The sequence below is a fragment of the Aerococcus viridans genome (genome assembly GCF_002083135.2).
Taxonomy (GTDB): Bacteria; Bacillota; Bacilli; order Lactobacillales; family Aerococcaceae; genus Aerococcus; species Aerococcus viridans_C.
The window spans coordinates 1,090,645-1,117,248 of record NZ_NBTM02000001.1; the positions used below are offsets into that span (position 1 = coordinate 1,090,645).

Annotated in this window: 19 protein-coding genes; 18 read left to right on the top strand and 1 reads right to left on the bottom strand. The window is 40.2% G+C overall.

Going from position 1 to position 26,604, the window contains the following annotated elements:
• The first annotated feature begins 33 nt into the window (after positions 1-33).
• The 17 genes from A6J77_RS05260 to A6J77_RS05340 all read left to right on the top strand — a co-directional run bounded on the left by A6J77_RS05260 (position 34) and on the right by A6J77_RS05340 (position 23,882).
• Entirely contained in the window at positions 34-684 is a 651-nt protein-coding gene (locus A6J77_RS05260) for a VanZ family protein (protein ID WP_083068799.1), read from the top strand.
• Entirely contained in the window at positions 677-1,897 is a 1,221-nt protein-coding gene (locus A6J77_RS05265; protein ID WP_083068801.1) for a class I SAM-dependent rRNA methyltransferase, read from the top strand. The genes A6J77_RS05260 and A6J77_RS05265 overlap by 8 nt, the downstream gene beginning before the upstream one ends.
• 433 nt (positions 1,898-2,330) lie before the next feature.
• On the top strand, positions 2,331-3,446 hold the full coding sequence (locus A6J77_RS05270) for an S-(hydroxymethyl)glutathione dehydrogenase/class III alcohol dehydrogenase (protein ID WP_048728899.1): 1,116 nt from the start codon (positions 2,331-2,333) through the stop codon (positions 3,444-3,446).
• Positions 3,447-3,452: 6 nt separating this feature from the next.
• Entirely contained in the window at positions 3,453-4,286 is an 834-nt protein-coding gene (gene fghA / locus A6J77_RS05275) for an S-formylglutathione hydrolase (RefSeq protein WP_083068803.1), read from the top strand.
• A gap of 290 nt (positions 4,287-4,576) precedes the next feature.
• Positions 4,577-5,278 carry an ABC transporter ATP-binding protein gene (locus A6J77_RS05280; protein WP_083068805.1) on the top strand — a complete coding sequence of 234 codons (702 nt, stop codon included), beginning with the start codon at positions 4,577-4,579 and terminating at the stop codon, positions 5,276-5,278.
• A 10-nt stretch (positions 5,279-5,288) separates the two neighbouring features.
• Positions 5,289-8,132 (top strand): FtsX-like permease family protein, encoded by a 2,844-nt coding sequence (locus A6J77_RS05285; protein WP_227645127.1) that lies wholly within the window; start codon positions 5,289-5,291, stop codon positions 8,130-8,132.
• A 243-nt stretch (positions 8,133-8,375) separates the two neighbouring features.
• On the top strand, positions 8,376-9,911 hold the full coding sequence (locus A6J77_RS05290; RefSeq protein ID WP_083068809.1) for a class I adenylate-forming enzyme family protein: 1,536 nt from the start codon (positions 8,376-8,378) through the stop codon (positions 9,909-9,911).
• 366 nt (positions 9,912-10,277) lie between these two features.
• A complete protein-coding gene (locus A6J77_RS05295) occupies positions 10,278-11,483 on the top strand; it encodes an acyl-CoA dehydrogenase family protein (RefSeq protein ID WP_003141131.1) in 1,206 nt (401 codons plus the stop codon).
• Positions 11,484-11,582: 99 nt separating this feature from the next.
• The gene (locus tag A6J77_RS05300; protein WP_083068811.1) at positions 11,583-13,841 is read left to right on the top strand and encodes a 3-hydroxyacyl-CoA dehydrogenase/enoyl-CoA hydratase family protein; all 2,259 of its coding nucleotides are present in this window, start codon (positions 11,583-11,585) and stop codon (positions 13,839-13,841) included.
• Between the two features lie 30 nt (positions 13,842-13,871).
• Complete coding sequence (locus A6J77_RS05305) at positions 13,872-15,059, top strand: thiolase family protein (RefSeq protein ID WP_039934675.1); 1,188 nt, start codon at positions 13,872-13,874, stop codon at positions 15,057-15,059.
• Positions 15,060-15,143: 84 nt separating this feature from the next.
• A complete protein-coding gene (locus tag A6J77_RS05310) occupies positions 15,144-15,929 on the top strand; it encodes an enoyl-CoA hydratase/isomerase family protein (protein WP_083068813.1) in 786 nt (261 codons plus the stop codon).
• A 50-nt stretch (positions 15,930-15,979) separates the two neighbouring features.
• Complete coding sequence (locus A6J77_RS05315; protein ID WP_083068815.1) at positions 15,980-16,924, top strand: LysR family transcriptional regulator; 945 nt, start codon at positions 15,980-15,982, stop codon at positions 16,922-16,924.
• A gap of 103 nt (positions 16,925-17,027) precedes the next feature.
• Positions 17,028-18,005 (top strand): NAD(P)H-dependent flavin oxidoreductase, encoded by a 978-nt coding sequence (locus tag A6J77_RS05320; RefSeq protein ID WP_083068817.1) that lies wholly within the window; start codon positions 17,028-17,030, stop codon positions 18,003-18,005.
• Between the two features lie 12 nt (positions 18,006-18,017).
• Complete coding sequence (locus A6J77_RS05325; protein ID WP_083068819.1) at positions 18,018-19,220, top strand: acyl-CoA dehydrogenase family protein; 1,203 nt, start codon at positions 18,018-18,020, stop codon at positions 19,218-19,220.
• A gap of 87 nt (positions 19,221-19,307) precedes the next feature.
• Positions 19,308-20,873, top strand: a complete 1,566-nt coding sequence (locus A6J77_RS05330) for a CoA-transferase (protein ID WP_083068821.1) — start codon at positions 19,308-19,310, stop codon at positions 20,871-20,873.
• A gap of 123 nt (positions 20,874-20,996) precedes the next feature.
• Positions 20,997-21,227, top strand: coding sequence for a hypothetical protein (locus A6J77_RS05335; protein ID WP_227645128.1), 231 nt, complete (start codon positions 20,997-20,999; stop codon positions 21,225-21,227).
• A gap of 171 nt (positions 21,228-21,398) precedes the next feature.
• Positions 21,399-23,882, top strand: coding sequence for a 5'-nucleotidase C-terminal domain-containing protein (locus A6J77_RS05340; protein WP_083068825.1), 2,484 nt, complete (start codon positions 21,399-21,401; stop codon positions 23,880-23,882).
• A gap of 39 nt (positions 23,883-23,921) precedes the next feature.
• Here A6J77_RS05340 and A6J77_RS05345 read toward each other — a convergent pair whose 3' ends face one another.
• Complete coding sequence (locus A6J77_RS05345) at positions 23,922-24,431, bottom strand: AEC family transporter (protein WP_227645186.1); 510 nt, start codon at positions 24,429-24,431, stop codon at positions 23,922-23,924.
• A 648-nt stretch (positions 24,432-25,079) separates the two neighbouring features.
• Here A6J77_RS05345 and A6J77_RS05350 point away from each other — a divergent pair.
• Complete coding sequence (locus tag A6J77_RS05350) at positions 25,080-26,258, top strand: ABC transporter substrate-binding protein (RefSeq protein WP_083068829.1); 1,179 nt, start codon at positions 25,080-25,082, stop codon at positions 26,256-26,258.
• The last annotated feature ends 346 nt before the right edge of the window (positions 26,259-26,604 follow it).

The following is a 26,604-nucleotide window of genomic DNA, read 5'->3' on the forward strand; positions in this document are numbered from 1 at the left end:
CAATCGACTGGTAACAAAAAGGATTGAAACAAGATGTATTTTTTAGGGCCGTTACTTATATGGCTAGAAGACATTTCTGCAGGCAGAATTTTAAATTTCCATTTAGTAGAGTTATCGTTGTTTAGTTTGGATAAAACCATCTTCTATATGATTGCTTTACTGGTTATTCAAGCAGGAATCATTTTCTATAAACGGTCTAAGAATACAAATTATTCGATTGACTGGTTTAGAGAAGCAATCAAATTTATCTTTACCATATATTTAATATTGTTGGTACATTTAACCGTATTACGTTATGATTGGCAATGGTGGCAAGCGTCTTTCAATTTTGAACGGTCGCTGAGTGAATTAAATTGGGTACCACTGGTTGATACTATTAAGTTAAGAAACGGGTCCGCATTTTCCTTCTGGTATAACTTCTTTGGGAATGTTGTTTGGTTCTTTCCATTTGGTATGATGCTCCCCTATATATTTAAGATGAAGCGTGCCTTCTTCATCACGTTACTTTGGGGATTGTTATTTTCCGTATCAATTGAAACCATGCAATTTTATTTAGAAACAGGCGTAAGTCATATTGATGACGTCATTTTTAATGGCGCAGGGGTAATCATCGGTTACCTGATCTATGACATTTTGAAAATCAGCAACAGATACATAAAAGGGAGAAGAAATACAAATGGCTAAAAAGAACACACAATTACCAAAAAAGGAACTACGTAAATGGGCAACAGTCCAAGTGAAAAAAGGACAAATCCTTTTAACTGAGAAAGACTTCGTTAATCCACCATCATTTACTGAAGGTGAACTAGTCGAAATCATCGGTATCGACCACGAATTCCTAGGATACGGCTACATGGCCAAACAACATAAAGGTGTTGGGTGGATCCTAACAACTGACCAAAACGCTGACACAGGCTTACTTGATGACCTTGATTTCGTACAAGCAAAATTACAAGAAGCGAAGAATCAACGCCAAGCCTTATTAATCGACGATATGACCACTGCCTTCCGTATTTTCAACGGTGAAGGTGACGGCATCGGCGGTTTCACAATCGACTGGTACGCAGGTTACGCCTTGATCCAATGGTATTCAGAAGGTATTTACCGCTACAAAGACATTATCCTAGAAGCCCTAAACAACGTATTCCCAGAACTTAAAGGCATTGTTGGGAAAAACAGATTCAACTTAGACGGTACAGGCAGCGCTAAACAATCAGAAGTTTTAGCTGGCGATATTCCTGAAACCTTAACCATCCAAGAAAACGGCGTAAACTACATCGTTCGTCTTGATGACGGTTGGATGACAGGGATCTTCCTTGACCAACGTAACGTCCGTAATTACATTCAAACTGAAATTGCACCAGGTAAATCATTGCTGAACTTGTTCTCATACACAGGTGCTTTCTCTGTCGCTGCAGCACTAGGTGGGGCAGCTGAAACGATGAGTGTTGATGTGGCAAAACGAAGCCTACAATTAACACAAGAACAATTCCAAGCGAATGGTTTAGAAATCGGTGACCAACACAAAGTCCGCGTGATGGATGTATTCAACTACTTAGATTATGCCAAAACACATGACTTACGTTTTGACATCGTGGTCCTTGATCCACCATCATTCTCACGTACGAAAAAACACACTTTCCAAGCAAGCAAAGACTACCGCGACCTAGTTGCTTCAGCATTATCAATCTTAAACACAGGCGGTTACTTGGTAAGTTCAACAAATGCAGCCAACATGACTAAAGAAGATTTCATTAAACAGATCGGTGAAGGTTCAGATGACGCACGCGTGGACATCATGCCCGTAGCTGACTTTGGCTTACCAGTCGACTTCCCGGCACCAAAAGGTAACCCGGAAAGTGACTACCTAAAAGTAGAAATCTTCCAAAAATTATAATATAGAATGACTTGTAAGCCTTCGGGATACGCTTTCTCTATCATACCTTGAATGCAATGGGACCGCCCTCAGAAAAATTTTCTGAGGGCTTTTTTGACGACTCATTCTGTAAGGTGTGCCCCCACCTAATAGTCTGATGATGTCGAGAAAAAATGATGACCTTGTTTCCTAATGTTGTTTTTTTAACAGGTGGTCACCATTTTTTACAAAAATATATTTAGCACACTACTAAAGTTTGTCGTCGATTTTATATAAAGATTTACTTCTTGACCAACTCCAATTCTTGTAAAATGAATCATCAGCTTCAAATCCGGAAGTCCTTTTTCCAAAAAATGATATAGTGATATAAATGTCAGTATTGTGCTAGAAATGTTAGTATGTAATTATGGTAATACAAGTAATTGAAAAAGCACAACAGAAAGTAGGAATTTTAATGAAAAGTAGAGCTGCTGTTGCATTTAATCCAGGCGAACCGCTGGAGATTGTTGAAATTGATGTTGCGGAACCAAAGGCGAAAGAGGTATTAGTGAAAATCCTTTATACTTCTGTCTGCCATACGGATGCATTTACCTTATCAGGTGATGATCCAGAGGGTGTATTCCCTGCTGTACTAGGCCATGAGGGTGCTGGTGTGGTGGTTGCTGTAGGTGATGAAGTGACGTCTGTTGAAGTGGGCGATCACGTGATTCCGCTATACACGGCTGAGTGTGGGGAGTGTAAATTCTGTCGTTCTGGTAAAACCAACTTATGTAGTGCTGTCCGTGAAACGCAAGGTAAAGGGTTAATGCCTGATGGCACAACGCGTTTCTCTTATAATGGCGAGCCTATTTACCATTACATGGGAACAAGTACTTTTAGTGAGTATACAGTTGTTCCTGAGATTTCTTTAGCGAAAATTGATAAGGAAGCGCCACTTGATAAAGTCGGTCTATTTGGTTGTGGTGTCACAACTGGGATCGGTGCAGTCCATAACACCGCTAAAGTAGAAGAAGGCGCTGTGACGGCTGTATTTGGTTTAGGTGCCATTGGATTAGCGGCTATTCAAGGTTTGGTGCAAGCGAAAGCAAGTCGTATCATTGTAGTTGACTTAAATGAAGATAAGTTTGAATTAGCTGAGAAAATGGGTGCTACTGACTTCCTAAATCCATCTAAATTCGACAAACCAATCCAAGATGTCATCATTGAAATGACAGACGGTGGGGTAGATTACAGTTTCGAGTGTATCGGAAACGTTGACGTGATGCGTTCAGCCCTAGAAGCTTGTCATAAAGGTTGGGGTGAAAGTGTCATTATCGGAGTTGCCGGTGCAGGTAAAGAAATCCACACACGTCCCTTCCAATTAGTTACGGGTCGTGTATGGCGCGGGTCTGCCTTTGGTGGCGTGAAAGGTAGAACGCAACTACCAGGTATGGTTCAAGATTACATGAACGGTGAGATTGATATCGATTCATTTATCACCCATAACCTTGATTTCACAGACATCAACGAGGCGTTTGATCTACTGCATAAAGGCGAATCTATCCGTACCATGTTGACTTATGGGGAGTGATGAAAATTGACTTTAGAAATGATTGCTAGCAATCGTGTTTATGGCGGTGAACACCGTAAATACCGCCATTTCTCAAAGACCTTACAATGCGACATGACCTTTAGTCTATTCTTGCCATCTAACGAAGAGGGGCAAGAAATCCCGCTAGTTTGGTTTCTATCCGGTCTAACTTGTACAGACGATAACTTTAGTCAAAAAAGTGGTTTTCAAAGATTAGCTGAACAACACCAAGTGGCCGTTTTGATTCCAGACACCTCGCCACGCGGAGAGGATATTGCTGATGACGACGCTTATGACCTTGGTCAAGGCGCAGGATTCTATTTAAACGCCACACAAGAACCATGGGCTAATCACTACAAAATGTATGATTATCTTGTGGATGAATTAGGTCAAATTGCAGCCGATTTAATCCCTCATTATGCGGGCCAAGAAAGTATCATGGGCCACTCAATGGGTGGACACGGCGCCTTAGTTATTGGCTTGAAAAATACCGACCGCTTTAAAGCCATCTCTGCCTTTGCACCAATTCTAAATCCAAGTCAAGTGCCGTGGGGGATCAAAGCCTTCACAACCTATCTAGGTGAAGATGAGGAAGCTTGGAAAGAATGGGATGCCACAGAACTGATTAAAGACGGTGACGCTCCGTCAATTCTAATCACCCAAGGTAGCCAAGATGAATTCTACCCAGAACAACTAGACGAAAGCCATTTCCTCAAAAACGCTAAGGAAAATGGTCAAGCAGTCAATTACCAAAAAGTAGAAGGCTATGACCATAGCTACTACTTCATCGCAACATTCTTAGAAGAGCACTTCGCCTTCCACAAACAACATTTAAAATAACAGAACATTGACGTCCCTTGAAGTAGACTTGAACAAGCTACTTTAGGGGCGTTTTTTGATTGGGAAAAAGAGGTGCTAGGTCAAATCGGATTGATGAATAATTATTAAAAATACAGATAAGTAAATTTATATCTTTATCAAAATCATCTACCTAATAGATGATTTTGATAACTTAAATTAAATACTTTGATTCTTTGATTTTGCCTGACCAAATAGTATATGATTAAAGGTGACTGGAAGTAAAGACAATGAATTAGGGTAATTTAAAAAGGAAAGTATGGTGTTGTATAGTGGCTTACATTCACTTAAAGGATGTCGTAAAACAATACGGAACAGGAAATACCGCAATTTTAGCCAATGACCATGTAAACTTAGAAATTGAAGAGGGCGAATTCGTAGTGATTCTTGGCCCTTCTGGTGCTGGGAAATCGACGCTTTTAAATATTCTAGGTGGGATGGATGCAGTCACTTCGGGTGAAGTTTTAGTAGCGGATAAAAACATCGCTTCATATAACGAGAAAGGTTTAACCGAATACCGGCGTGACGAAGTGGGATTCATTTTCCAAAACTATAACTTAATCCCTAACTTGACGGCTATTGAAAATGTAGAGGTATCGGAAGAAATTTCGGATAATTCATTAGCTGCCAAGGATGCACTGCAAGGGGTTGGCTTATACCATCGCAAGGACAATTTCCCCTCACAATTATCAGGTGGAGAACAGCAACGTGTATCGATTGCCCGTGCGATTGCGAAAAATCCGAAGCTATTATTATGTGATGAGCCGACTGGTGCTTTAGATTATGAAACTGGGAAAAAGGTGTTAGGATTCTTACAGAACTTAACCAATGAACAGGGGACCACTGTTGTTGTCATCACCCATAACCAGGCGATTGCGCCGATGGCTGACCGAGTCATCAAAATCAATGATGGAACTGTTTCATCGCAGGAATTAAATGCTCAACCGATACCAATTCAAGATATTGAATGGTAGGTGGTTATTGATGAAAATGAAGAATAGAAAAATATGGTTAGACGGCTTTCGCGAGATTAAGAATACCCTGGGGCGGTTTTTAGCGCTCTTGTTGATTATCGCCTTGGGAACAGGGTTCTTCGTGGGTATCCGTGCTGCTGCACCGGACATGATCCAGGTTGCAGACAAGTATTTTAACCAAACCAACTTAGAAGATATGTCTATTCAGTCGACTATGGGGCTAGACGAGGATGATTTAGCTTTACTGGAAGACGTGGGAGATATCGTGTATGAACCCTATGCCTATGTTGACCGTCAGATTGCTACGAGTCATGATTTAGTCCGTTTCTATCCAAACTTCAATGAAACATCAGATATCAACCAATTTGATGTCCAAGAAGGGCGGTTACCTGAAGCGGCCGATGAAGTCGCCATTGATAACCAATTAGCCAATGAGAAAAACTACCAAATTGGTCAAAAGATCAGTTTAACTGATTTAGGCGCTAATTCAGAAGACGATGAAAGTGGTGCGCCAGCTCTTTTAGGTGAGACTTTTAACATTGTCGGCTACGTGAATTCACCCCTGCAAATTTCAAATGTTAGCCGCGGGGCGACAGCACTTGGAGACGGGCAATTAAACGGTTTTGCGGTGGTTACACCTGAAGCGATTAATGGGGATATTTATACCAGTATCGCCATTGACGTGACCTCTGTGGATGACTTTGAGGCCTATTCAGACGAATACAATCAAGTCATCGCAGATAAGCAATCAGAAATTGAAGACGTATTCGCCTACCGACCAAGTGAAGTCTATAACCAGATTGTATCTGAAGCCGAATCAGAAATTTCATCTGGACAAGCGGAAATTGACTCAGCTTGGTCTGAATTGGCGTCTGGCGAAAGTGAATTAAACAAAGCGCAATCAGAAATTGATGACAACCAAAGTCAACTAGACCAACAAGAAAGTCAAATTGAGTCGCAACTACCTGAAGGCGTATCCTTAGCTCAAGCTGGCATGTCTAGTGTGGCCGCTCAATTAGAAGCTGGTCAAGCAAGTCTTGATTCAGCTCAAAGTGAGTTAAACCAAGCAAGAAGTGATTATGAAAGTGAAAGTCAGAAAGCTAAAGAATCCTTATCTAGCGCTGAAGCAGATATTGCAGACGTTGAATCAACAGTGGCTGATTTAGATGAACCGACTTATACGATTAATGACCGTTCTGGCGTCTCAGGCTATACCGCTTGGGAAAATAATGCGGATAACATGGCGACAATTGGCCAAGCCTTCCCAATTATTTTCTTCCTGATTGCAGCTTTAGTTTCCTTTACCAACATGCAACGGATGGTAACAGAGCAGCGGGTTCAAATCGGGACTTACAAGGCCTTAGGTTATAGCCCGCGTACGATTCAAACCAAATACATTATGTATGCAAGTGTGGCAGCTATTTTAGGGCTGGTCATCGGTATTTCAATCGGTAACTATCTATTCCCGAATATCATTGTGTCTGCCTTCTCTAATACCGTGGCCTTACCTGGCATGATATACACTTGGCAAATTGTGGACATCTCAATCGCAGTAGGGATTTCCTTGTTGACGACTGTTGTACCAGCTTGGTTAACCACTAGAACGACTCTGAACGAGAAGACCGCCCGCCTATTGCAACCTGTTACCGGGAAAAATGGCCAACATATTTTCCTAGAAAGATTCAAAGGGTTCTGGTCACGCTTGAGTTTCCAAGGCAAGATCACTTGGCGGAACATCTTCCTCTATAAAGGACGTAACTTGATGACCATTATCGGGGTTGCCGGATGTGCCATGTTGATTGTCACTGGATTCGGTCTATCTGACTCTATTTCAGGTCTACCAAATGAACAATTCAACCAAGTGAAAATGTATGACGGTAGCCTGTCACTCAATATGGATGCCGGTCAAGAAGACCGCGACCAAGTAGTGACCGATTTATCAGATAATGGTGACGTGGAGAATGTTTTACCAGTGACCCGTGACGTTCTGATGACCAATGACGAATCAATCACCCAACAAATCGTGAGTGTCATGGCCTTTGACTCAGAAAGCAACTATCAAGATTACTTCCAAATGCAGGAATTAGACACTGAAAGTCAAATGACCTTACCTGAAGATGGTGTCCTTATCACCGCTAAACTAGCTTCATTGTTAGGGGTTCAAGCAGGAGATACAGTGACCTTAGTGGATACCAATAACGATCCTTATGAATTTTCTGTAAAAGGCGTCATCACCAACTATCTAGGTCATGAAATCTACATGACAGATGCTTACTATCAAGAGGTATTCGGTGAAGAAAGTGAAAACAACACAGCCCTTGTTCAATTTGACAGTGGCTTATCCACTAGCGGCCAATCCACAATCTTTGACCAAGTCAAAGAAGAAGCTGGTGTCATTGGGACAAGTTTAAACGCTAGTCAAATCACGGACTTTGAAGAAACCCTATCAGCCCTTGATCTGGTGACCGTCGTCTTGATTATTTCTGCAGGTGGGCTGGCCTTTATCGTCCTCTACTCATTAACCAACATTAATGTGTCAGAAAGGATGCACGAATTGGCGACAGTTAAGGTGCTAGGATTCCGGTCACTTGAAGTCAGCATGTATGTTTATCGAGAAACCTTATTCTTAACCATGGTTGGGATTATCATTGGGAATTTCTTAGGATACGGTTTACTAAGCTATATCTTAAATACAGTGGCAATCGATCAAGTATTCTTCCCGATAGTGATACAATGGCAATCTTACCTATACGCAAGTCTGATTACCTTAGCCTTCTCCATTGTGGTCATGATCTTCATGCACTACAAATTGAAGAAAGTGGAAATGGTATCAGCACTAAAAGAAGAAGATTAATAAAAGTAGGACCGGGATTTAATTCTGGTTCTACATTTTTTATGGTCAAAATCATCAAACTCACTATGAATTGTACAATATTGTTTTAGATAAACCCATAATATTGGGGTTTTGTGTCTCATCTTCTCATTTAATTCCTTAAAAATTAAAGGATTTACTAGACAAGGCTTGAGTTTTTAGTAAAATGAGAGTAACAAAAGATGATAGCGCTTACAAATTCTAATGTTTAAGGAGAGATAAACAATGAATTTGGACTGGATTAAAACGCGCGCAATTACTTCCCCTGAAAAAGTGGCGGTGATTGATCCATTGAAACAAACAGAATTTACCTATCAAGAATTAAATCAACGAGCGGAAATTTTAGCTCGGCACTTGGTAGAGGATGCAGGCATCAAAAAGGGAGACCGAATTGCCACTTTTGCGCCTAACGATATTGCTATTATTGATATGTTGTTAGCTGCAATTAAGATTGGTGCAGTCTTCGTTCCACTCAACTGGCGGTTAAAACCAGTAGAAATTGCCCGAGTGGTAGAAGATGCAGGTATTGAATATATTTTATATGCAACTAACCATTTAGACCGTCTATCAGAAGTACCTGACGCTTACATCAAGTACAATGTGGACGAGGCTGAATACAATCAAATGATGGATTTAAGTAACCATCAATCTTTTGAGAGTGTGTCTATTGATTGGCAAGATCCTATTTTATTAATTTATACCTCAGGTTCAACCGGTCGACCAAAAGGGGTCATTCATACCCACGAAAGTTATCTAAATAACGTATTCAATCAAATCATTTCTTGGAGAATGAGTGAAGATTGGGTAACAATTGGCTCAACCCCAATGTTCCACATTTTAGGTTTTATTGATATTGCGATACCAATGTTAGTTGTAGGTGGTCAATTAGTGTTAGAACGCTACTTCAACTATGAAACCATTAACGATTGGATCCGTACTTACAAACCAAATGTACTAGTCATGATTCCAACCATGTACTACGGTATTATCGCTTCACCTGACTTTAAACCAGAAAACTTGATGAGCGTAGACTTATTAGTCGCAGGAGGGTCACCACCATTACCAGCTGTACAAAAAGTTTTCCAGCAAATGGGTAAAATTATCATTAACGCCTACGGATTGACCGAAGCGCCTTTATTAACGTTTAATACTAGTCAACGCGCTAATGAGCGCCCAGCTACAATTGGTTCTCCTCTTTTATTTGATGAAATGATCGTTGTAGATGACGAGATGCATCCATTACCGCAAGGTGAAATTGGTGAATTGTTAGTGAAAGGTAAGAACGTAACACCTGGTTATTGGAAGTTGCCTGAAGAAAATGCCAAAGCTTTCCACGATGGCTATTTTAGAACTGGGGATTTAGCTTACTTAAACGAACATGGTGAAATGACTTTAGTCAATCGTTTGAAAGAATTGATTATTACTGGTGGGGAAAATGTCCTACCATCTGAAGTTGAGGCCGTATTAACCCAACATCCATTGGTTAAATCAGCTATTGTACTTGGATTTGAACATCCAAAATTTGGTGAATCTGTTTCAGCAGCGATTATGGTCAATCAAGATGTTGAAGGTGCAGACAAATTCCAAGAAGTACTAGATCAATTCTGCCTGGAAAAACTTGCCGGATATAAGACGCCAAAACTTTACATGGAAATTGATGAAATCCCAGTTAACTCGGTTGGTAAACCAGACCGTCTAGAACTTAGCCGTATGATGTCAGCGCACGCTAAAGAAAATTTGACAGCAAGCGCAGGTAGTTAAAATAAAGATTCTTATAGGCACTAGGAGGCTTATTTTCCTGGTGCTTTTTATTTGTTTTTAAATTTACCTAATAATGCTTGCTTGTAAAAACCAACTATATAAGAGCTTTTGTATTTCTTTTTTTAATATTTATCATAAGTTTAGCTTATAACTATTGTTAATGACGCTTTTTAGAAAGCGTTTACAATAACTATTAGTATTACTCATAGTCCATATTAATAAGGCTTATTTTTCTTTACACCTTATTGGTATTAATATAAGTTTGTAAGCGATATCATCTTTGTTAGTTTTACTAGAAAATATTCAATTCAGGCAAAACCAGCGTGGCAATTGATCTATATATAAATAATAAGGAGTGTTTACCTCATGGAAAATAGAGAAGCAGTATTAAAAGAGTTATTCCCAGAAGATATCTTAAAGATCTCAAGTGGTTTAACCGATGGAGAAATTGAAGTTTTAAAACAGTTGGTAGAACTATTAGAAAGCAAATATCGCAGTGGCTTAAATGAAGCATGGGTAACTGAATCAGAACCAGAAGGATTCTTTGAAGATATTGGTAATTTAAGATACTTTGACAATCCCCTTTTATTTGAAGGACGTGAAGGTAAAAAGACAACCAGTCAATTATTCCAATTCTTTTTCGCTTTTACCCTATCACGCTTTGATGTTTCCTTGAATACTTTATTGGGTGTTCATACGGGACTAGGTTTCAATACTTTCCTATTTGGTGGTAGTCCTGAACAAGTTCAAAAGTATATTCCAAAACTAGCCAGTCATCAACTACGCACATGTTTTGCTTTAACTGAGCCAAATCATGGTTCTGATGTGGCTTGGGGATTAGAAACAAGTGCTAGACGCGAAGGCGACAAATGGATTATCAATGGTGAAAAACGGTGGATTGGTGGTGCTTCAGTTGCTGATGTGATTCCAGTATTTGCTCGAGATGAGGAAACTGGTAAGCCAAAATGCTTTATCGTTCAAGCGGGGCAAGCTGGTTTGGATATTGATGTAATTCAAAATAAAATTGCTCTAAAAATTGTGCCAAATGCTAATATCCATTTGAAAGATGTTGAAGTAGCTGAAAGTGATCGACTACAAAATATCAATTCATTTAAAGATATTGCGAAAGTTTTATATTCAACACGTGCAGGAGTTGCCAACATGGCCACCGGTGCGATGGCTGGGGCATTACAAGCTAGCTTGAAATATGTCACTGAGCGTAAGCAATTTGGTAAAGAAATTTCTAATTATCAATTAGTACAAGAAAAATTAGCCATGATGCAAGGAAATTTAACTGCTGCAATGGCTCTATGTTCACAAATTGCACGTCAACAAGAGGAAGGTGACTACAACGAGGTAGTAACTTCAGTCGGTAAAATGATGAATGCATTAAGACTTCGGGAAACAGTGGCGATGGGACGCGGAATCTGTGGAGGTAACGGGATTGTAGTAGACAATGATATTGCTCGATTCTTTGCAGATGCAGAAGCCGTCTACACCTATGAAGGAACGCACGAAGTAAATGCTTTAGTCATTGGTCGTGCCTTAACCGGACAAGCAGCATTTAATTAGTAATTTAAACTGACAATAATAAAGAGCCGGGTAGACAGTTCAAATAATCTGCCCAATCTCTTATTTTTAGAAAATTGATCAAAGATGGAGGGAAATACAATGACAATTACAAAAGCGACCGTTCTCGGAGCTGGTGTCATGGGGAGTCAAATTGCCGCCTTACTCGTAAATGCGGGATTGAAAGTACAATTATTAGATGTTGTCATCGATGAAAATGAACCCAATAAACTTTCTAAGTCTGGCTATGACCGTATCACTGACCGCAAGAAACCGATGTTATATCAAAGTCAATTTCAAGGTAACTTAACTTACGGGAATTTTGATGATGACTTAAAGGAACCTTCAGATGCCGATATTTTTATTGAAGCAGTTAAAGAAGATATCAAGATTAAGCACGCAATTTGGGAAAAGATTGCTGCCGTTGCTAAACCAGAAGCCATTCTAGCGACAAATACTTCTGGTATCCCAATTGAGGCAATTGCTAAAGTTTTTAAAGGGGCTGAACGTGAACGATTCTTAGGTATGCACTTCTTTAATCCACCACGCTATATGAAATTGGTGGAATTGATTCCAACTGAATTCACTTCTGAAGCGACGGTTAATCAATTAAAAGTCTTTACTGAGAAAAAATTAGGTAAAGGGGTAGTTATAGCCAATGATGTACCAGCCTTCATCGCTAATAGAACGGGCACCCATTCTATGAATGACATTATGTACCGAGCTGAACGTGACGGCTTGTCAATCACGGAAGTAGATGCCTTAACAGGAAAAGTACTTGGGCGACCACGCACTGGGACTTATGGTTTATCCGACTTAGTAGGGAATGATGTGGGTACTTTTGTAGTTGGAGGCTTGACGCAAGATCCAAGCGAACAACCATATTTCAACCAACCTACTTTAATTGGCAAATTGGTTGAAGCAGGGGCTTTAGGTAATAAGGTTGGTCATGGTTTTTATAAGAAAGAAGGGCGTCAACGTTTAGTGGTAGATCCAGAAACATTGACTTATAAACCAGTTGAAAAACCTAACTTACCAATTTTAGCTGAGTTTTCAAGTAATTTAAAAAATAATATGGATATCATTTTTAAATCTACAGATACAGCTGGTAAGTTACTTTGGGAAACTTTAGCGAGTACCTTCTATTATGCAGCCAATAATATACCTAAAGCGGCAGCAGATTACAAAGATATCGACCGGGCAATGGTTTGGGGTTTCAATTGGAAAATGGGTCCCTTCCAACTCTGGGATTTAATGGGCTTTGAACGGGTTAAAAAACGTATTGAAAAAGAGATTGGTCCCCTACCTGAATGGGTAGCTCATCGAGATGAGCCATTCTACCAAAAAGGGGAAATACTTGAGAATATTACGCCAATGAGTGAAAAAACAGATGAAAATATTTGGCAAACAGATGCATCTACTTTAAGTGTTATAAATGGAGATCAGTTATTATTTAATTTCCATACACCAAATAACACAATCACAGGGGATTTATCGACTGAATTGATTAAAGCAGTCGATGAATTAGAATCTGGTGACTATGTTGGTATGGTGATCTATTCAAATGGGCCGCATTTCAGTCCAGGAGCTAATTTGAATATGATGAAGGAAGCAATTGAATCTGACGGGGTTGATGAGTTAATTGGCCAAACGATTAGTGAATTACATAAAGCGGTTAATAGCGTTCGTTACGCATCAAAACCAATTGTAACGGCTGTCCGTGGGCGTGCACTTGGTGGAGGGGCAGAACTAGTTCTAGCTTCACCTTATGTTGTAGCAGCGGCTGAATCTTATATTGGTTTAGTTGAAGTGGGTGTTGGACTAATCCCTGGTGGCGGTGGATTAGCGGAATTAACTGAACGTGTAATGAATATGCCAATCCAAAAAGATGCGAAAATGCGTATTCTAGGCGATGTCATTACGCGCGTAGCTTCTGGTGATGTATCGATGTCAGCTTATGAAGCCAGAGATAAATACTATCTAAGACAGTCTGATGATATTGTGGCAGCTAGTGATAGCGTAGTGGAGATTGCCTTAGACAAGTTAACTTATTTAGCTAAAACGAACTATATTCCACGAACTAAAGTGAACTTTCCAATTCTAGGTACTAGCTTCAAAGCGGTTGTGGAAGGTCAATTAGATGCGATGCGACTAGGCCATTTTATCAGTGACTATGATATGGAATTAGGGTTAACCGTTGCAGAAATTATGACAGGTGGGGACTTACCTGAGGGAACATTTGTTAACCAAGATTGGTTACAACATCTAGAAAAAATGCATTTCCTTAGATTAGCGAACAACCAAAAAACATATGAACGGATTGCCTATATGTTAGAAACACGTAAACCATTACGAAACTAGTGGATGAAATTAGGAAGGAATGAACGAATGATGCAAGATGCTTATATCGTTTCTTATGGCCGATCAGCGATTGGTAAAGGGCGGCCGAATGGGGCCCTAGCCAATGATCGTCCAGATGATGTTGCTGCTGAAGTATTAAAAGGGGTCATTGACCGTATTGAAGGTGACTTTGATCCAGCTTTAATTGAGGATGTCATTGTCGGATCAGCCTTTCCAGAAGGTGTGCAAGGGATGAACTTTGCCCGTACAATTGCCTTACGGGCGGGATTACCTTATACAGTTGCTGGTCAAACAGTGAACCGCTATTGTTCATCGGGATTGCAAACAATTGCTATAGCAGCTAATGCTATTATGGCTGGTCAATCAGATGTGCTAGTAGCTGGTGGTGTTGAGTTTATGAGTGCAGTTCCGATGGGTGGGAATGAACCAACAAATAACCCAACCTTACAAACAGAAGATTCGGGTGTGTCTTATCCAATGGGGTTAACTGCTGAAAACGTAGCAAGTAAATACAAGGTTAGTCGCGAAGACCAGGATGCATTTGGTGTAGAAAGTCATCGCCGGGCCCACAAAGCACAAACTTCTGGTCGTTTCAAGGATGAGATTATACCGGTTACTACCCATAAAGTGCGCTATACAGAACATGGCCCACAGGTAGAAGAAAAAATCTTTGATCAAGATGAAGGGATTCGACCAGAGTCTTCAATGGAAACTTTAGGAAAATTGCGGACAATCTTTAAGGCAGATGGTACTGTGACAGCAGGAACAGCTTCACAAATTTCTGATGGTGCAAGTTTTGTTGTCTTAATGTCAGGCGATAAAGTCAAAGAATTAGGGGTTAAACCAATTGCTCGTTTTGTTGGCTTTAAGGCTGTTGGCGTTGATCCAAAATATATGGGGATTGGCCCAGCCTATGCCATTCCAGAGGTCTTAGAACTTACTGGCTTAACTTTAGATGATTTAGATTTAATCGAGTTAAATGAAGCCTTTGCCTCCCAAGCTTTAGCGTCTATACGTGAATTAGGTATTGATCAATCCATCACTAATGTGAATGGTGGAGCGATTGCCCTAGGGCATCCTCTAGGGGCAACAGGTGCGATTTTAACATCAAGGTTACTAGCTGAAATGGGCAAGCGTGAAGATAGTAAGTACGGCATGGTGTCTATGTGTATAGGTGCTGGTATGGGTGCTGCTGGTATCTTTGAGTATATTCACTAGACAAGATGGTATAAGGACTCGCTAAGTTATTGGAATTCTATTAGCTTGGCTAGTCCTTCGCCCATTTTGCAAAGGAGTAAATCAATGTTTGAAACAATTTTATTTACCATTGAGAACCAAATTGCAAGGATTACCTTTAATCGTGAAGCTTCCGGCAATGCCTTTTCTGAAACAACTTATCAGGAAGTGATTGATGCCGTAGCATCCGTTGAAGAGAACCCAGATGTAAAGGCGATTGTAATTACAGGGGCTGGAAAATACTTCTGCGCTGGTGGGGATATTCGCCAATTTAAAGACTTGGCGGCGTCTGGTGAAGGTATTCCCGAATCAGGTGTGATTAAAACGGGAGAAATGGTTGCAGCAGTTCGTAGGTCGTCTAAACCAGTGATTGCGGCCGTAAACGGTGTAGCAGCTGGTGCTGGGTTAGGTTTAGCCTTAGCTTGTGATTTTATCCTGATGGGAGAAAACGCACAATTAGTGACAGCCTTCATTCAGATGGCTTTTCCAGGGGATACTAGCTTACTGTTTAATTTGAGTGAGTCAATTGGGACCTACCGTACCAATCGTCATGTTATGTTAAATGAACCCATCACAGCTGAGTTAGCTGAAAAATATGGCCTAACCTATCAAGTAGTGCCGGATGCAGATTTACTAGCATCCGCTTTGGACTTGGCTAGTTGTTTTGTTGCTAGTCCTTCTGTAGCTATAGCTTATCAAAAAGCAATAATGTATGACCTACAATATCCACAAGCTTTAGAGAGTAACCAATTAGAAGCGAAATATATGCGTAAGGCTTCCTTAACTGAAGATCACCGCGAGGCAGTAACTGCTTTCTTAGCGAAAAGAAAGCCTCAGTTTAAAGGAAAATAGGCTGGTGTGTTAAACTATTGGCAAGAAGAAACGTAAAGGGGCCAATAAATATGGACATCAACCAAATGCAGTATTTTGTGGAAATTGTAAAATCAAATGGTAATTTAACAGTTGCCGCAGATAACCTTTTTGTCTCACAGTCAGCGCTAAGCCAATTTATTAAAAACTTTGAAAAACAGCAAGGTGTGTCTCTCTTTAACCGAAAGAACGGAAGAATTGTAAGCGTTTCAGAATCGGGGATGCGCGTTTATAGTTCAGCCTTAAAGGTCCTGAATCAATACAGCAATCTAGAACAAGTGATTGAGAAAGAATCGCTCGTCCACAAGGGGCGCATCAAGATTGGGATTCACCCAACTTACTTAAGGTTTTTCTTTAATAAGTTTATTCCACAATTCCTCATTGAAAATCCAGATGCCCACATTGAAATTGTGGAAGCTGGGACCAATGATTTATACCAGATGCTACAAGATAATATGGTTCATATGGCAGTCCTAGTACCACCTGAGATATTAGATGAAAATAAATATGAATCACATCAATTAGTGAGAACAGAAATTGTGGCTTTTATGGGACCAGACCATCCTTTAAGGACGAAACGCCTACTTAAATGGTCACATCTAGATGGCTATCATTATGTTACTTATAATAAGGAAGACATTGTGCACGATTTGGTTAGGGAAAAATTGCGTACCCATGATTCTAAGGCGATTCAATTGTTTACTTCAGGTTCTTGGGATTACATGATTGAAACAGTCCTCTATAATCAATTAGTTGCCCTTTTGCCAACGGTATATTTTAGTTTATTTATTTCAAAATTAAATCAGATGGGGATTGTGGAGAAACGATTTGAAGATCCTATTCCCTATATTCCAACCTTAGTACGTGAGAAAAAAGCAGGGTATTCAAAAGTTGAAAACTTTGTTTACCAATCTATTTTAGAGAATTTCTATCTAGAAAATGAAAGTCTTAAATATGATTTTCTAGATGAAGCTTAATTAGTGGTTATTAGATAAATACGGTACGGACAATGAACTTTCATGATAAGTGCAGGCCTATTTGATAACCTCTAATCGTTAATATGAGAAGGAGCGATCCAATATGCAAACGCGTGTCACTGAAATGCTCAATATTCAGTATCCAATTATCCAAGGGGGAATGCAGTATATGTCGCTGGCTGAACTTGCTTCAGCTGTGTCAAATGCTGGTGGACTTGGTATAGTACCGTCCATGGCTTTCCCGGATGTCGATAGTTTAAGAGCTGAAGTCCAAAAAATGAAATCTTTAACTGATAAACCCTTTGGTTTCAACATTTCATTAGTACCTGAAGTAGCCATGCCACAAGTGATTATGGATTATATTCAAGTCTTGGTTGAAGAGGGGGTACCAGTAGTTGAAACTTCTGGTCAACGACCAAGAAACTTTATCCAACCATTGAAAGATGCTGGTATTAAAGTGATTCATAAAGTTACCTCCATCCGCCATGGATTAGCGGCACAGGAAGATGGGGCTGATATAATCGCTTTTGTTGGTGCTGAAGGTGGTGGCCACCCAGGAGTAGACCTTGTTTCTGGTCCAGTACTTTGGGCTAAAGCGGTAGAGAAAATATCTGTACCTGTATTGGCTGCTGGTGGGATTGTGGATAGTAAAAGCCTATATGCCGCTATGGCTTTAGGTGTAGATGGTGTCTTAATGTCCACTAGATTTCTAGCAACACCAGAAGTGAATGCTTCGGATACTTATCGCCAGGCCTTATTACAGATACCAGAAAATGGGACTGTTTTAACAATGACCTCTTTAAGAAATGCTATGCGTGTGGCTAATAATGAAATGGCTCAAGAAATCCTTCAAGCAGAAAAAGACGGAGCGACACTAGAAACACTAATGCCTTTGATTTCAGGGCGTAGGTCTTATGAAGCGATGCAAAATGGGGATGTCCAACATGCACAACTCAGCATGGGTCAAGGCGTGGGGCGGATTAACGAGATTATGACAGTTGATGAAATATTTGAGGAGCTTATTAATGGTTTCCAAGAACGACATGCCTATATGACTAACCTTTCGGCTGTATTTAAGTAGGAGGGTAGGCATATGGATAAACAGCAGATACTTTCAGATTTATATCCTGAAGACGTATATGGTTTCAGCCAAAAATTAACTGAAATAGAAGTTGAATTGTTGAGCAAATTGCGGCAAGTATTAGAAAATCAAATAGCGCCTACTTTAAAACAGCACTGGAAAGAAGAGACTTTTCCTTTTGAGGCGTTTAAAGCGGTCGGCGACCTAGGTTTAATGAATCATCCTGATTTATTCAAAGAAAGCCAGCAACCATATAAAGTGAGTGAATATTTTAATCTTTTCCGCTATTATGAATTAGCAAGAACGGATATGTCCTTAGCGACTTTTATGACTGTCCATGCGGGCCTAGGATTCACTACCTTACTGCAAGGCGGAAGTCAGGAACAAATTGATTACTTCGCGCCAAAATTTACTAGTTTTGAGTGGCAGACTTGTTTTGCCTTAACAGAACCTGATCACGGGTCAGATATAGCTGGTGGTATGGCGACAACAGCAGTAAGAAATGGCGATAACTGGCTACTAAATGGTGAGAAACGTTGGATTGGCGGCGCAGGTTCAGCAGATTTCATACCAATATTTGCCCGTAACCCTGAAAATAATGATATCCTTTGCTTCATGGTATCAACCGCAACCGAGGGCCTTACCGTAGAGAAGATTGATGGGAAAATAGCCCTAAGACTGGTACAAAATGGTCATATTCATTTAAAGAATGTACAGGTAGCTGAGGCTTTTAGATTACCAAATATCCGATCTTTTAAAGATGTTTCGTGTATCCTTTACGCAACACGCGCAGATGTTTCTCATATCACAACAGGTGGGCATGCGGGTGCCTTAAGAGCGGCTTTGAAATATACGGGACAGCGAGAACAGTTCGGTAAAAAAGTTAGCCAATTCCAAATTACCCAAGAAAAATTAGCGAGGATGCAAGCGAATGCTGCAACTGGCTTATCCTTATCTTATCGCTTAGCTGAACTTCAAACTGAGGGGAAATATGCTGAAGTGCCAGCTTCAATTGCTAAAATGCAAAATGCTCGTTTATTAAGGGAAACTGTAGCATTGGGTAGAGAAATTTGCGGAGGAAATGGTATTACTGTTGATACGGAAGTTGCAAGATATTTTGGAGATGCAGAAGCCATTTATTCCTACGAAGGCACACATGAAGTGAACAGTTTGATTATAGGGCGACATTTAACAGGATTTAGCGCCTTTGTATAGTTTGTTTAAAAGTCTTGTGGCGGACCGGGTGCGAAAACTTAGTCCGCTATTTTTATTGAAGCATTAAAAAGAATTTAGAGGTGGACTATGAAAAGTAAGGTACGTTCAGTAACAGAAATTGTCACCTTAGTGAAAGATGAGGCACGTATTGCTTTCACAACTAGTGGTATTGGTGGTTTGGCGGAAGAATTTTTTGGCGCATTACGTCAGCAATATGAGCAAACCAGTCATCCAAAAGATATTACTGTGATATCAGTTGCAGGACTCAGTCGCGGTGAGGGAACGGGGATTGACTTATTGTTAGCACCTGGATTACTCAAACGCTATATCGGATCTCATATCCACGGAGCCCCATTAACTGGGCAAGCTGCCTTGAATAATCAAATTGAACTATTTATTATACCGCAAGGAACGATCGGTTTACTTTATCGAAATGCTGCGGAAAAAGGACCGGGCGTGTGGACAAAAGTTGGACTTGATACCTATGTAGACCCTCGTCAGTCTGGCGGAAAAATGTCTGATAAAGCTCGTCAGCAAGATGATTTAATGGTAGTTGAAAATCTACAAGGCGAAGAGTGGTTATTTTACAAGAGCATTGGCATTGATGTAGCCGTTATTAAGGCAACGTATGCTGATGAGAAGGGGAACTTGGCCTTTAACCATGAGCCCATGAATCTTCAAGCGTTAACAATGGCTATTGCAGCTAAGAATTCTGGTGGAATCGTCATTGCTCAAGTTGAACAAGTAGTTAAAAGAGATAGTTTACAGGCAAAATCCGTTCTTGTACCAGGGATTTTAGTAGATTACGTGTATAAAGGCACACCTGAGTATCATCAACAAACTTTTGCTACAAACTATAATCCGTTGCTTTCAAATGAAATTCGTAGCCGTTATTTGCCAATAAAACCAGCCCCGTTGTCCCCTAAATTGGTGATTGCACGTAGGGCAGCTTTGGAATTGAAGCGGCATTCGATTATTAATATAGGAGTTGGACTTCCTTGTATGGTATCTAATTTATTTTATGAAGCCAATTTACTGGATCAATATCATTTCACCACAGATTTAGGAGCTGTTGGTGGGGTGCCTGCTCCCGGTTTTGACTATGGACCAAATTATAATGCAGAGGCAGTCATTAACTCTGGTGATATGTTCGACCTATACCATGGTGGCGGACTAGAGACAACAGTACTTGGATTTGGTGAAATAAACCAAAATGGAGATGTGAATACGACTTTATTGGGTAACCGTATTATGGGCCCTGGTGGCATGATGGACATTGCGGAAGGGGCAAAGCAAATTATTTTTGTAGGTCCTTTTATGGTGAAAGATAAAAGTCATATTGAAAATAGCCAACTAGTAATTGATGAACAAGGAAATAAAAGTAAGTTTACGGATGCCCTATCTTATGTTACTTTCAATGGGTCAAAAGCAGTTAAGGCGGGTAAGAAGATAACTATTGTGACTGATAGAGCGGTATTTGAGTTGAATAAGGAAGCGAAATTGGTTTTAACTGAAGTGGCACCCGGTCTAGAATTGCATAAGGACGTTCTTGACCATATGCCATTTAACCCAGAAATTGCTGAAGACTTAAAAGAAATAGACACCCAATTATATGAGGGTGAATGGATTTTAAGTGAACATCAAGTACAATAATGTGTTTTTTATTAGAAGATGATGAGGTAGTGTAACTTGGCAATATTTGACATACCTTAATAAAGAATATAAAATAAGCGTGACTAATGGCTGTATTTATATATTTAGGAGATAGTAATGTTGATGAATAGGGTAGCAATTGTCGTTGAACCTGTGACAAAAGATCAATCAGGCGAAATCCGCGTCTTAGTTGATCAAATGGTATACAAGGCAAAGAGTGCAATTCCTGACGGTGAATTCGTTCAAAACGAATTGGTTAAGATTTGCCGCATTGAAGACGACATCGCATACTGCCAACGTGGTATGTTAGATAATCAATATGATCAAGGTATCAAAGTTCCTGTAAGTAGTTAAATTTTACAATGTCATTCTATAAAAAGCAGATTTCCGGCAATAGGAGACCTGCTTTTTTTATTTTAAAAATATTATTTACACAAAATTTACACCATATAAATAGCGATATTAACATTTAGTCGGTATGATACTAAATGGGACACTTAATGGGTTTTATATGAGGAGGAGAACATGTCAAAACGTTATTTTATTTCTACTAGTCGTATTGTGTTATCAATTGCAGCAACAGGTATCGTTGGTTTAGCAGCTACACCTCAAGCTGAAGCAGCAGAAGTAACTGCCGTCGTAGAAACACCTGCAACAAATGCCGCAAGTACTGAAGCTACAAGTTCTGAAGTGGTTGCTGAAGAAGTACCAACAAATGAAGAGACAGTAGCAAGTGAAACAGCAGTTGAAGAATCTGTAGCAAGCGGAACAGCAGAATCTTCAGCAATAACTGAAACAACAGAAGAAGTAGCTGCTGAACCTGTCGTTGAAGAATCAACAATTGTAGATCCAGTTCTTGAAGACGTGATTACTGAGGACTTAACAGTGTCAGAAGTAGCCGTTGAAGCACCTGTAACGACTCCAACAAGCGACGTAGATACTGATGGTGACGGTCGTGTGGATGAAATTACCATTGCCCACACAAATGACATCCACGGTCGTGCTGAACAAGCTAACGGTGTAATTGGTATCGCAAATGCAGCCCAATACTTTGAAGAAGTAGGCGCAGATGTGATTGTAGATGCTGGGGATGCCTTCCAAGGTTTACCTTTATCTAACCATGATGAAGGTGCAGCGATGGCTGAAGCGATGAACGAAGCTGGCTATGACGCAATGGCAGTGGGTAACCACGAATTTGACTTCGGTCAAGATGTTGCAACCGGTTATCAAGACAAAACTGGTTTCCCTGTATTATCAGTAAACACTGTATATGCAGATAGCCAAGAATTAGTATTTGAACCTTCTACAAATGTTGCGACACAAGGGTATAACTTAGGTGTCATTGGGGTAACAACACCAGAAACAGCGACTAAAACACATCCAAATAACGTTCAAAACATTGAGTTCTTATCTCCAATTGATACAACAGTTAATGAAATTAGCCGTTTAATCGAAGACCAAACAACGATTGAGGACGCCTTTATCCTCTTATCTCACTTAGGTGTAGATGCAACAACAAATGAAGAATGGCGCGCAACTGCTTTAGCAGCGGCTTTAGATGACGTTGCAGCATTCGATGCTTACCAAATTATCATTTTAGATGGTCACTCTCATACAGCTTTTGCCAATGAACGTTATGGTAATGTTTTACTACAACAAACTGGTACTGCTTTAAATAACATTGGTTTAGTGACATTGAACTTTGTTGATCCTTCATTATCAGAAGGTCAATTAGTGGATGCACAAACAGCCTTAGAAACAATTGGTTATGAATTTGACGAAGAGGGTAACCAAGTAACTGCTGGCCGTACAAATGAAACAGTTCAAGCGATTGTTGATGAAGCTTCTGCGGCTTTTGAAGAAGAAACAGGTCGTGTGATCGTTGAAGAAAATCCAATCTGGTTTAACGGTGTTCGTGAGTACGTGCGTTCACACGAAACAAACTCAGGTACATACGTTACCGACGCAATGGTTGAATACGGCCGTAACGGTGGTTTCAACAACCCAACTGATTTCGCTATGATCAACGGTGGTGGTATTCGTGACCAAATCGTTCAAGGTGAACCAATCACTGAAGGCGACGTGATTGCTGTTTTACCATTTGGTAACATCATCTCTCAAATCCAAGTAACTGGTGAAACAATTTACGATATGTTTGAATTGGCTTACTCAGCAACGACTGTGACTGAATCTTATTCCTCTTCTGATGGTCAATACACTGTAGAAGCAATCGATGAAGACTCAAACTTACCAAGCTTAGCGGCTTTAGGTGGTTTCTTACAAGTATCTTCTGACATCAAAATCTACTTCGACCCAACATTAGAAGCAGGTCAACGTATATTAGGTGTTTACATCTTAAACCGTGAAACAGGTGAATTTGAATTAGTGGCTGATGACGCAAGTGATAGCTACTTCATGGCAACTAACGACTTCTTAGCACAAGGCGGTGACGGCTATACGATGCTATCTGGTGAACGTGAAGAAGGACCTTCGTTAGACCGTGTTGTGATGGATGCAATGGAAACTGGCGTCGTAAACCTAGCAGACTACGCTGACGAATTACCACAAAACCAAATCATCCCAATGTTAACTGCGGACTACGATGCTTTACTAGCTGAAGCTGGTGAAACACCAGGCGAAGAAGTGCCGGGCGAAGAAGTGCCAGGTGAAGAAGCTCCATCTGAGGAAACCCCATCTGAGGAAACCCCATCTGCGGAAACTCCTGCAGAAGAGGGTACAGAAAAAGAGACTACTTCAGGTAAAACGGATGGACAATCAGGTTCAACTGAAGCTGGTTCAACAGGTAAAACAACAGAAAAAGCAGATAACGCAAATAAAGCTGATCCTAAAACACCTGGTAAATCATCTAAAGCTGAAGAAAAAGAAGCAGCTTTAGCGGCTGCGGCTACATTGCCAAAAGCTGGATTCACAGCAGGTGACTTTGGGTATGCCTTCTCAGCAATCGTTGCTGGATTAGGTTTAGCCTTACCAGGACGTAAACGTAAATAATCGATAATAATATAGGATACAAAAAGAGGGCTGTCTCGATTAAAGGAGACAGCCTTCTTTAATTTGTAAACTAAACCTATAGGCATTAATCAGTAATCGAATAGGTCCGACTGAGACAAGGGTTGAAAGTAAGAGTCGTTTTGCCAATTGTTTAGGATGTAAATCGGTATCATTGCCTTGTGACATGGCCCAGACTCCAAAGTAATAGATAAAGAAATTGGTTGGGATATTGATGAACGAGGTATAGAATGTGGCGTCAGGCCCGTATAAGGTGAGGATTAAAAGGAGGCCCATGAAACCATTATTTTGAAAGACGGTTAGAAATTGGACCGTTCCGGCTATGCTTCTAGGTGCTTTTAATAATTTAGGCACGAAGTAGGAAGTGGTAATGAAAATAATCCAGGTGACAAAGGCAATGATTAGGAAGTTAACGGCGTCGCCTTTGGTCCCTAAATCACCGGATGAATTGATGGTGGATAGGATCAGGGCAGGCGCTGTGACGACTGTAATCATTTGCGCCATGTCGCTTTGGATGTGGTCGCAGAAAATTGTTGGCGTTCAGCGACAAACCCTATCAGCATAATCATCACCAAAATGATTATTTGAATTACAGACATCAGAGATTCACAGCTTTATTGATTTTACTATCATTATATAGACCACCGGGAAGGATTAGCTGGAATCAATAGGAAAAAGGAAAATAAGCAGGAATATGCCAATTTTTAGCGAAATTATGCGATCACAGTTAAGTCAGAGCTATAAAGTAGACGATTTCAAAAAATGATAAAATGATTAAAATAAAGCTTTATTATTAGAATTTAATTTGGTATATTATAGACAACTCAGAAAAACGAAAAGGAGCGAGGTACCATGACTAACATGAACGAAAAATCATCGATGGCTATTTGGGCCTCAAATCCGTTTAGTATTTCTCACGCATCTTTATTACTTTTATTAGCTTAGTTAGGGTTCTACAACATGATGTAGGGTCCTTTTTTCTATGAAATATGGGCCTAGCTAATTAGCCGGTGGCTCGTATCTCACGAAGCGCCGGCTTTTTTATTGGGATCAGTTAGCTAAGAAGAGGGATGGGAATGAAGGGGAAGGTTTTGAGTTAAGGGATGTCCTTTTTCAATAAAAGGGATTGGTAATTATATTAAAAATAAAATATGTAGCGGAGATATAGGAGGATTTATGATGAATATTAAAGGGATTAAACGTTTCTCAGTCATGTTGCTTTCAACAATGGTGATTGCGGGTTGTGGAAATTTGACGCAGACTTCTAGTTCGAATTCTAATACGAGTGAGGACACGATTAAAATTGGTGGGAACTTTGAGTTAACGGGTTCTGCTGCTGGTTACGGGAATGATATTAATAATGGAGCGAAACTAGCGGTTGAAGAGATCAATGAAGCTGGTGGGATCGACGGCAAGCAAATTGAATATATTGAAGTGGATAACAAGTCGGATGCAAATGAATCGGCGTCAGCAGCGGCGCGTTTGATTGATGAAGAGGGCGTATCAGCGATTGTTGGGCCGTCATTGACCGCTAACTTCCAAGCGCAAATTAATGCAGCTACACAAGCACAAGTGCCATTTATTGGGCCAGCGGTAACAAGTGATGGGGCGACCTTGGATTCAAATGGTGAAGCTTATGAATATGGGTTCTCGGTAGCCTTCCTAAACTCCTTCCAAGGGGGCGCAATTGCACGTTTTTCAAATGACCAAAGCTATGAAACGGCAGCGGTTATGCAAGATAACTCGTCAGATTACGGACAAATCTTGTCAGACGAATTTACTGCATCCTTTGAAGGGGATGTTGTGGCAACTGAATCTTATGTATCAGGCGATACAGACTTCTCTTCTATCTTAACGAATATTAAATCTAAAAATCCTGATGTTATTTTTATTGCTGGTTACTATACTGAAGCGGGAACAATCATCAAACAAGCACGTGAAATGGGTATTGAAGCAGCGATTGTTGGACCAGATGGTTTGGCATCAGAAGAGTTGAGCTCACTTGCGGGTGAAGAAAACATGAATGACATCTACTACGTGTCTCATTTTGCCTCAGATGAGGATGCTTCAAAAGCCTCTCAAGAATTCTCAGCAGCTTTTGAAGAAGCTTACGGTAAAGCGCCTGATGAGTTTGCTGCCCTAGGTTATGACGCGGTTTACCTATACGCAAATGCGGTAGAAGAAGTGGGTTCTGAAGACAACCAAGCCATTGCTGAAGCGATTGCTAACACCACTGACTTCCAAGGGGTAACTGGTGCGATCACAATGAAAGAAGACCATACACCAAATAAAACAGCCTACATCCAAGAGATTCAAAATAATGAAGTGGTTGGATCAACTGCAGTAGCGCCAGAATAGGCTTTAGTACTTTTATACTTTAAAAAAGAATCTCCGGATTTTCTAGCAAATTTCTAATAAAAGGCTTGTAAGCCTTTTAAAACTTTGTTATATTAATAGCAACTCATTAAGAACAAATTAGAAAGGGAGTGGAACATGATGAAAACAGCTGTAAAACAATCATACAATGTCAATAATCTTGTTTCGTCAACCTTTGCTAACATTATTATTATTATTAACTAAGGGGATTCTACAAATGTGTAGGGTCCTATTTCTCGTTAATGAGGGCCTTGGTTAGAACGACGGTCCTAAAGAGGCTGTCGTTTTTTTTATGGCAAATAATGATGTAGCGCTTGGGTTTGAACAT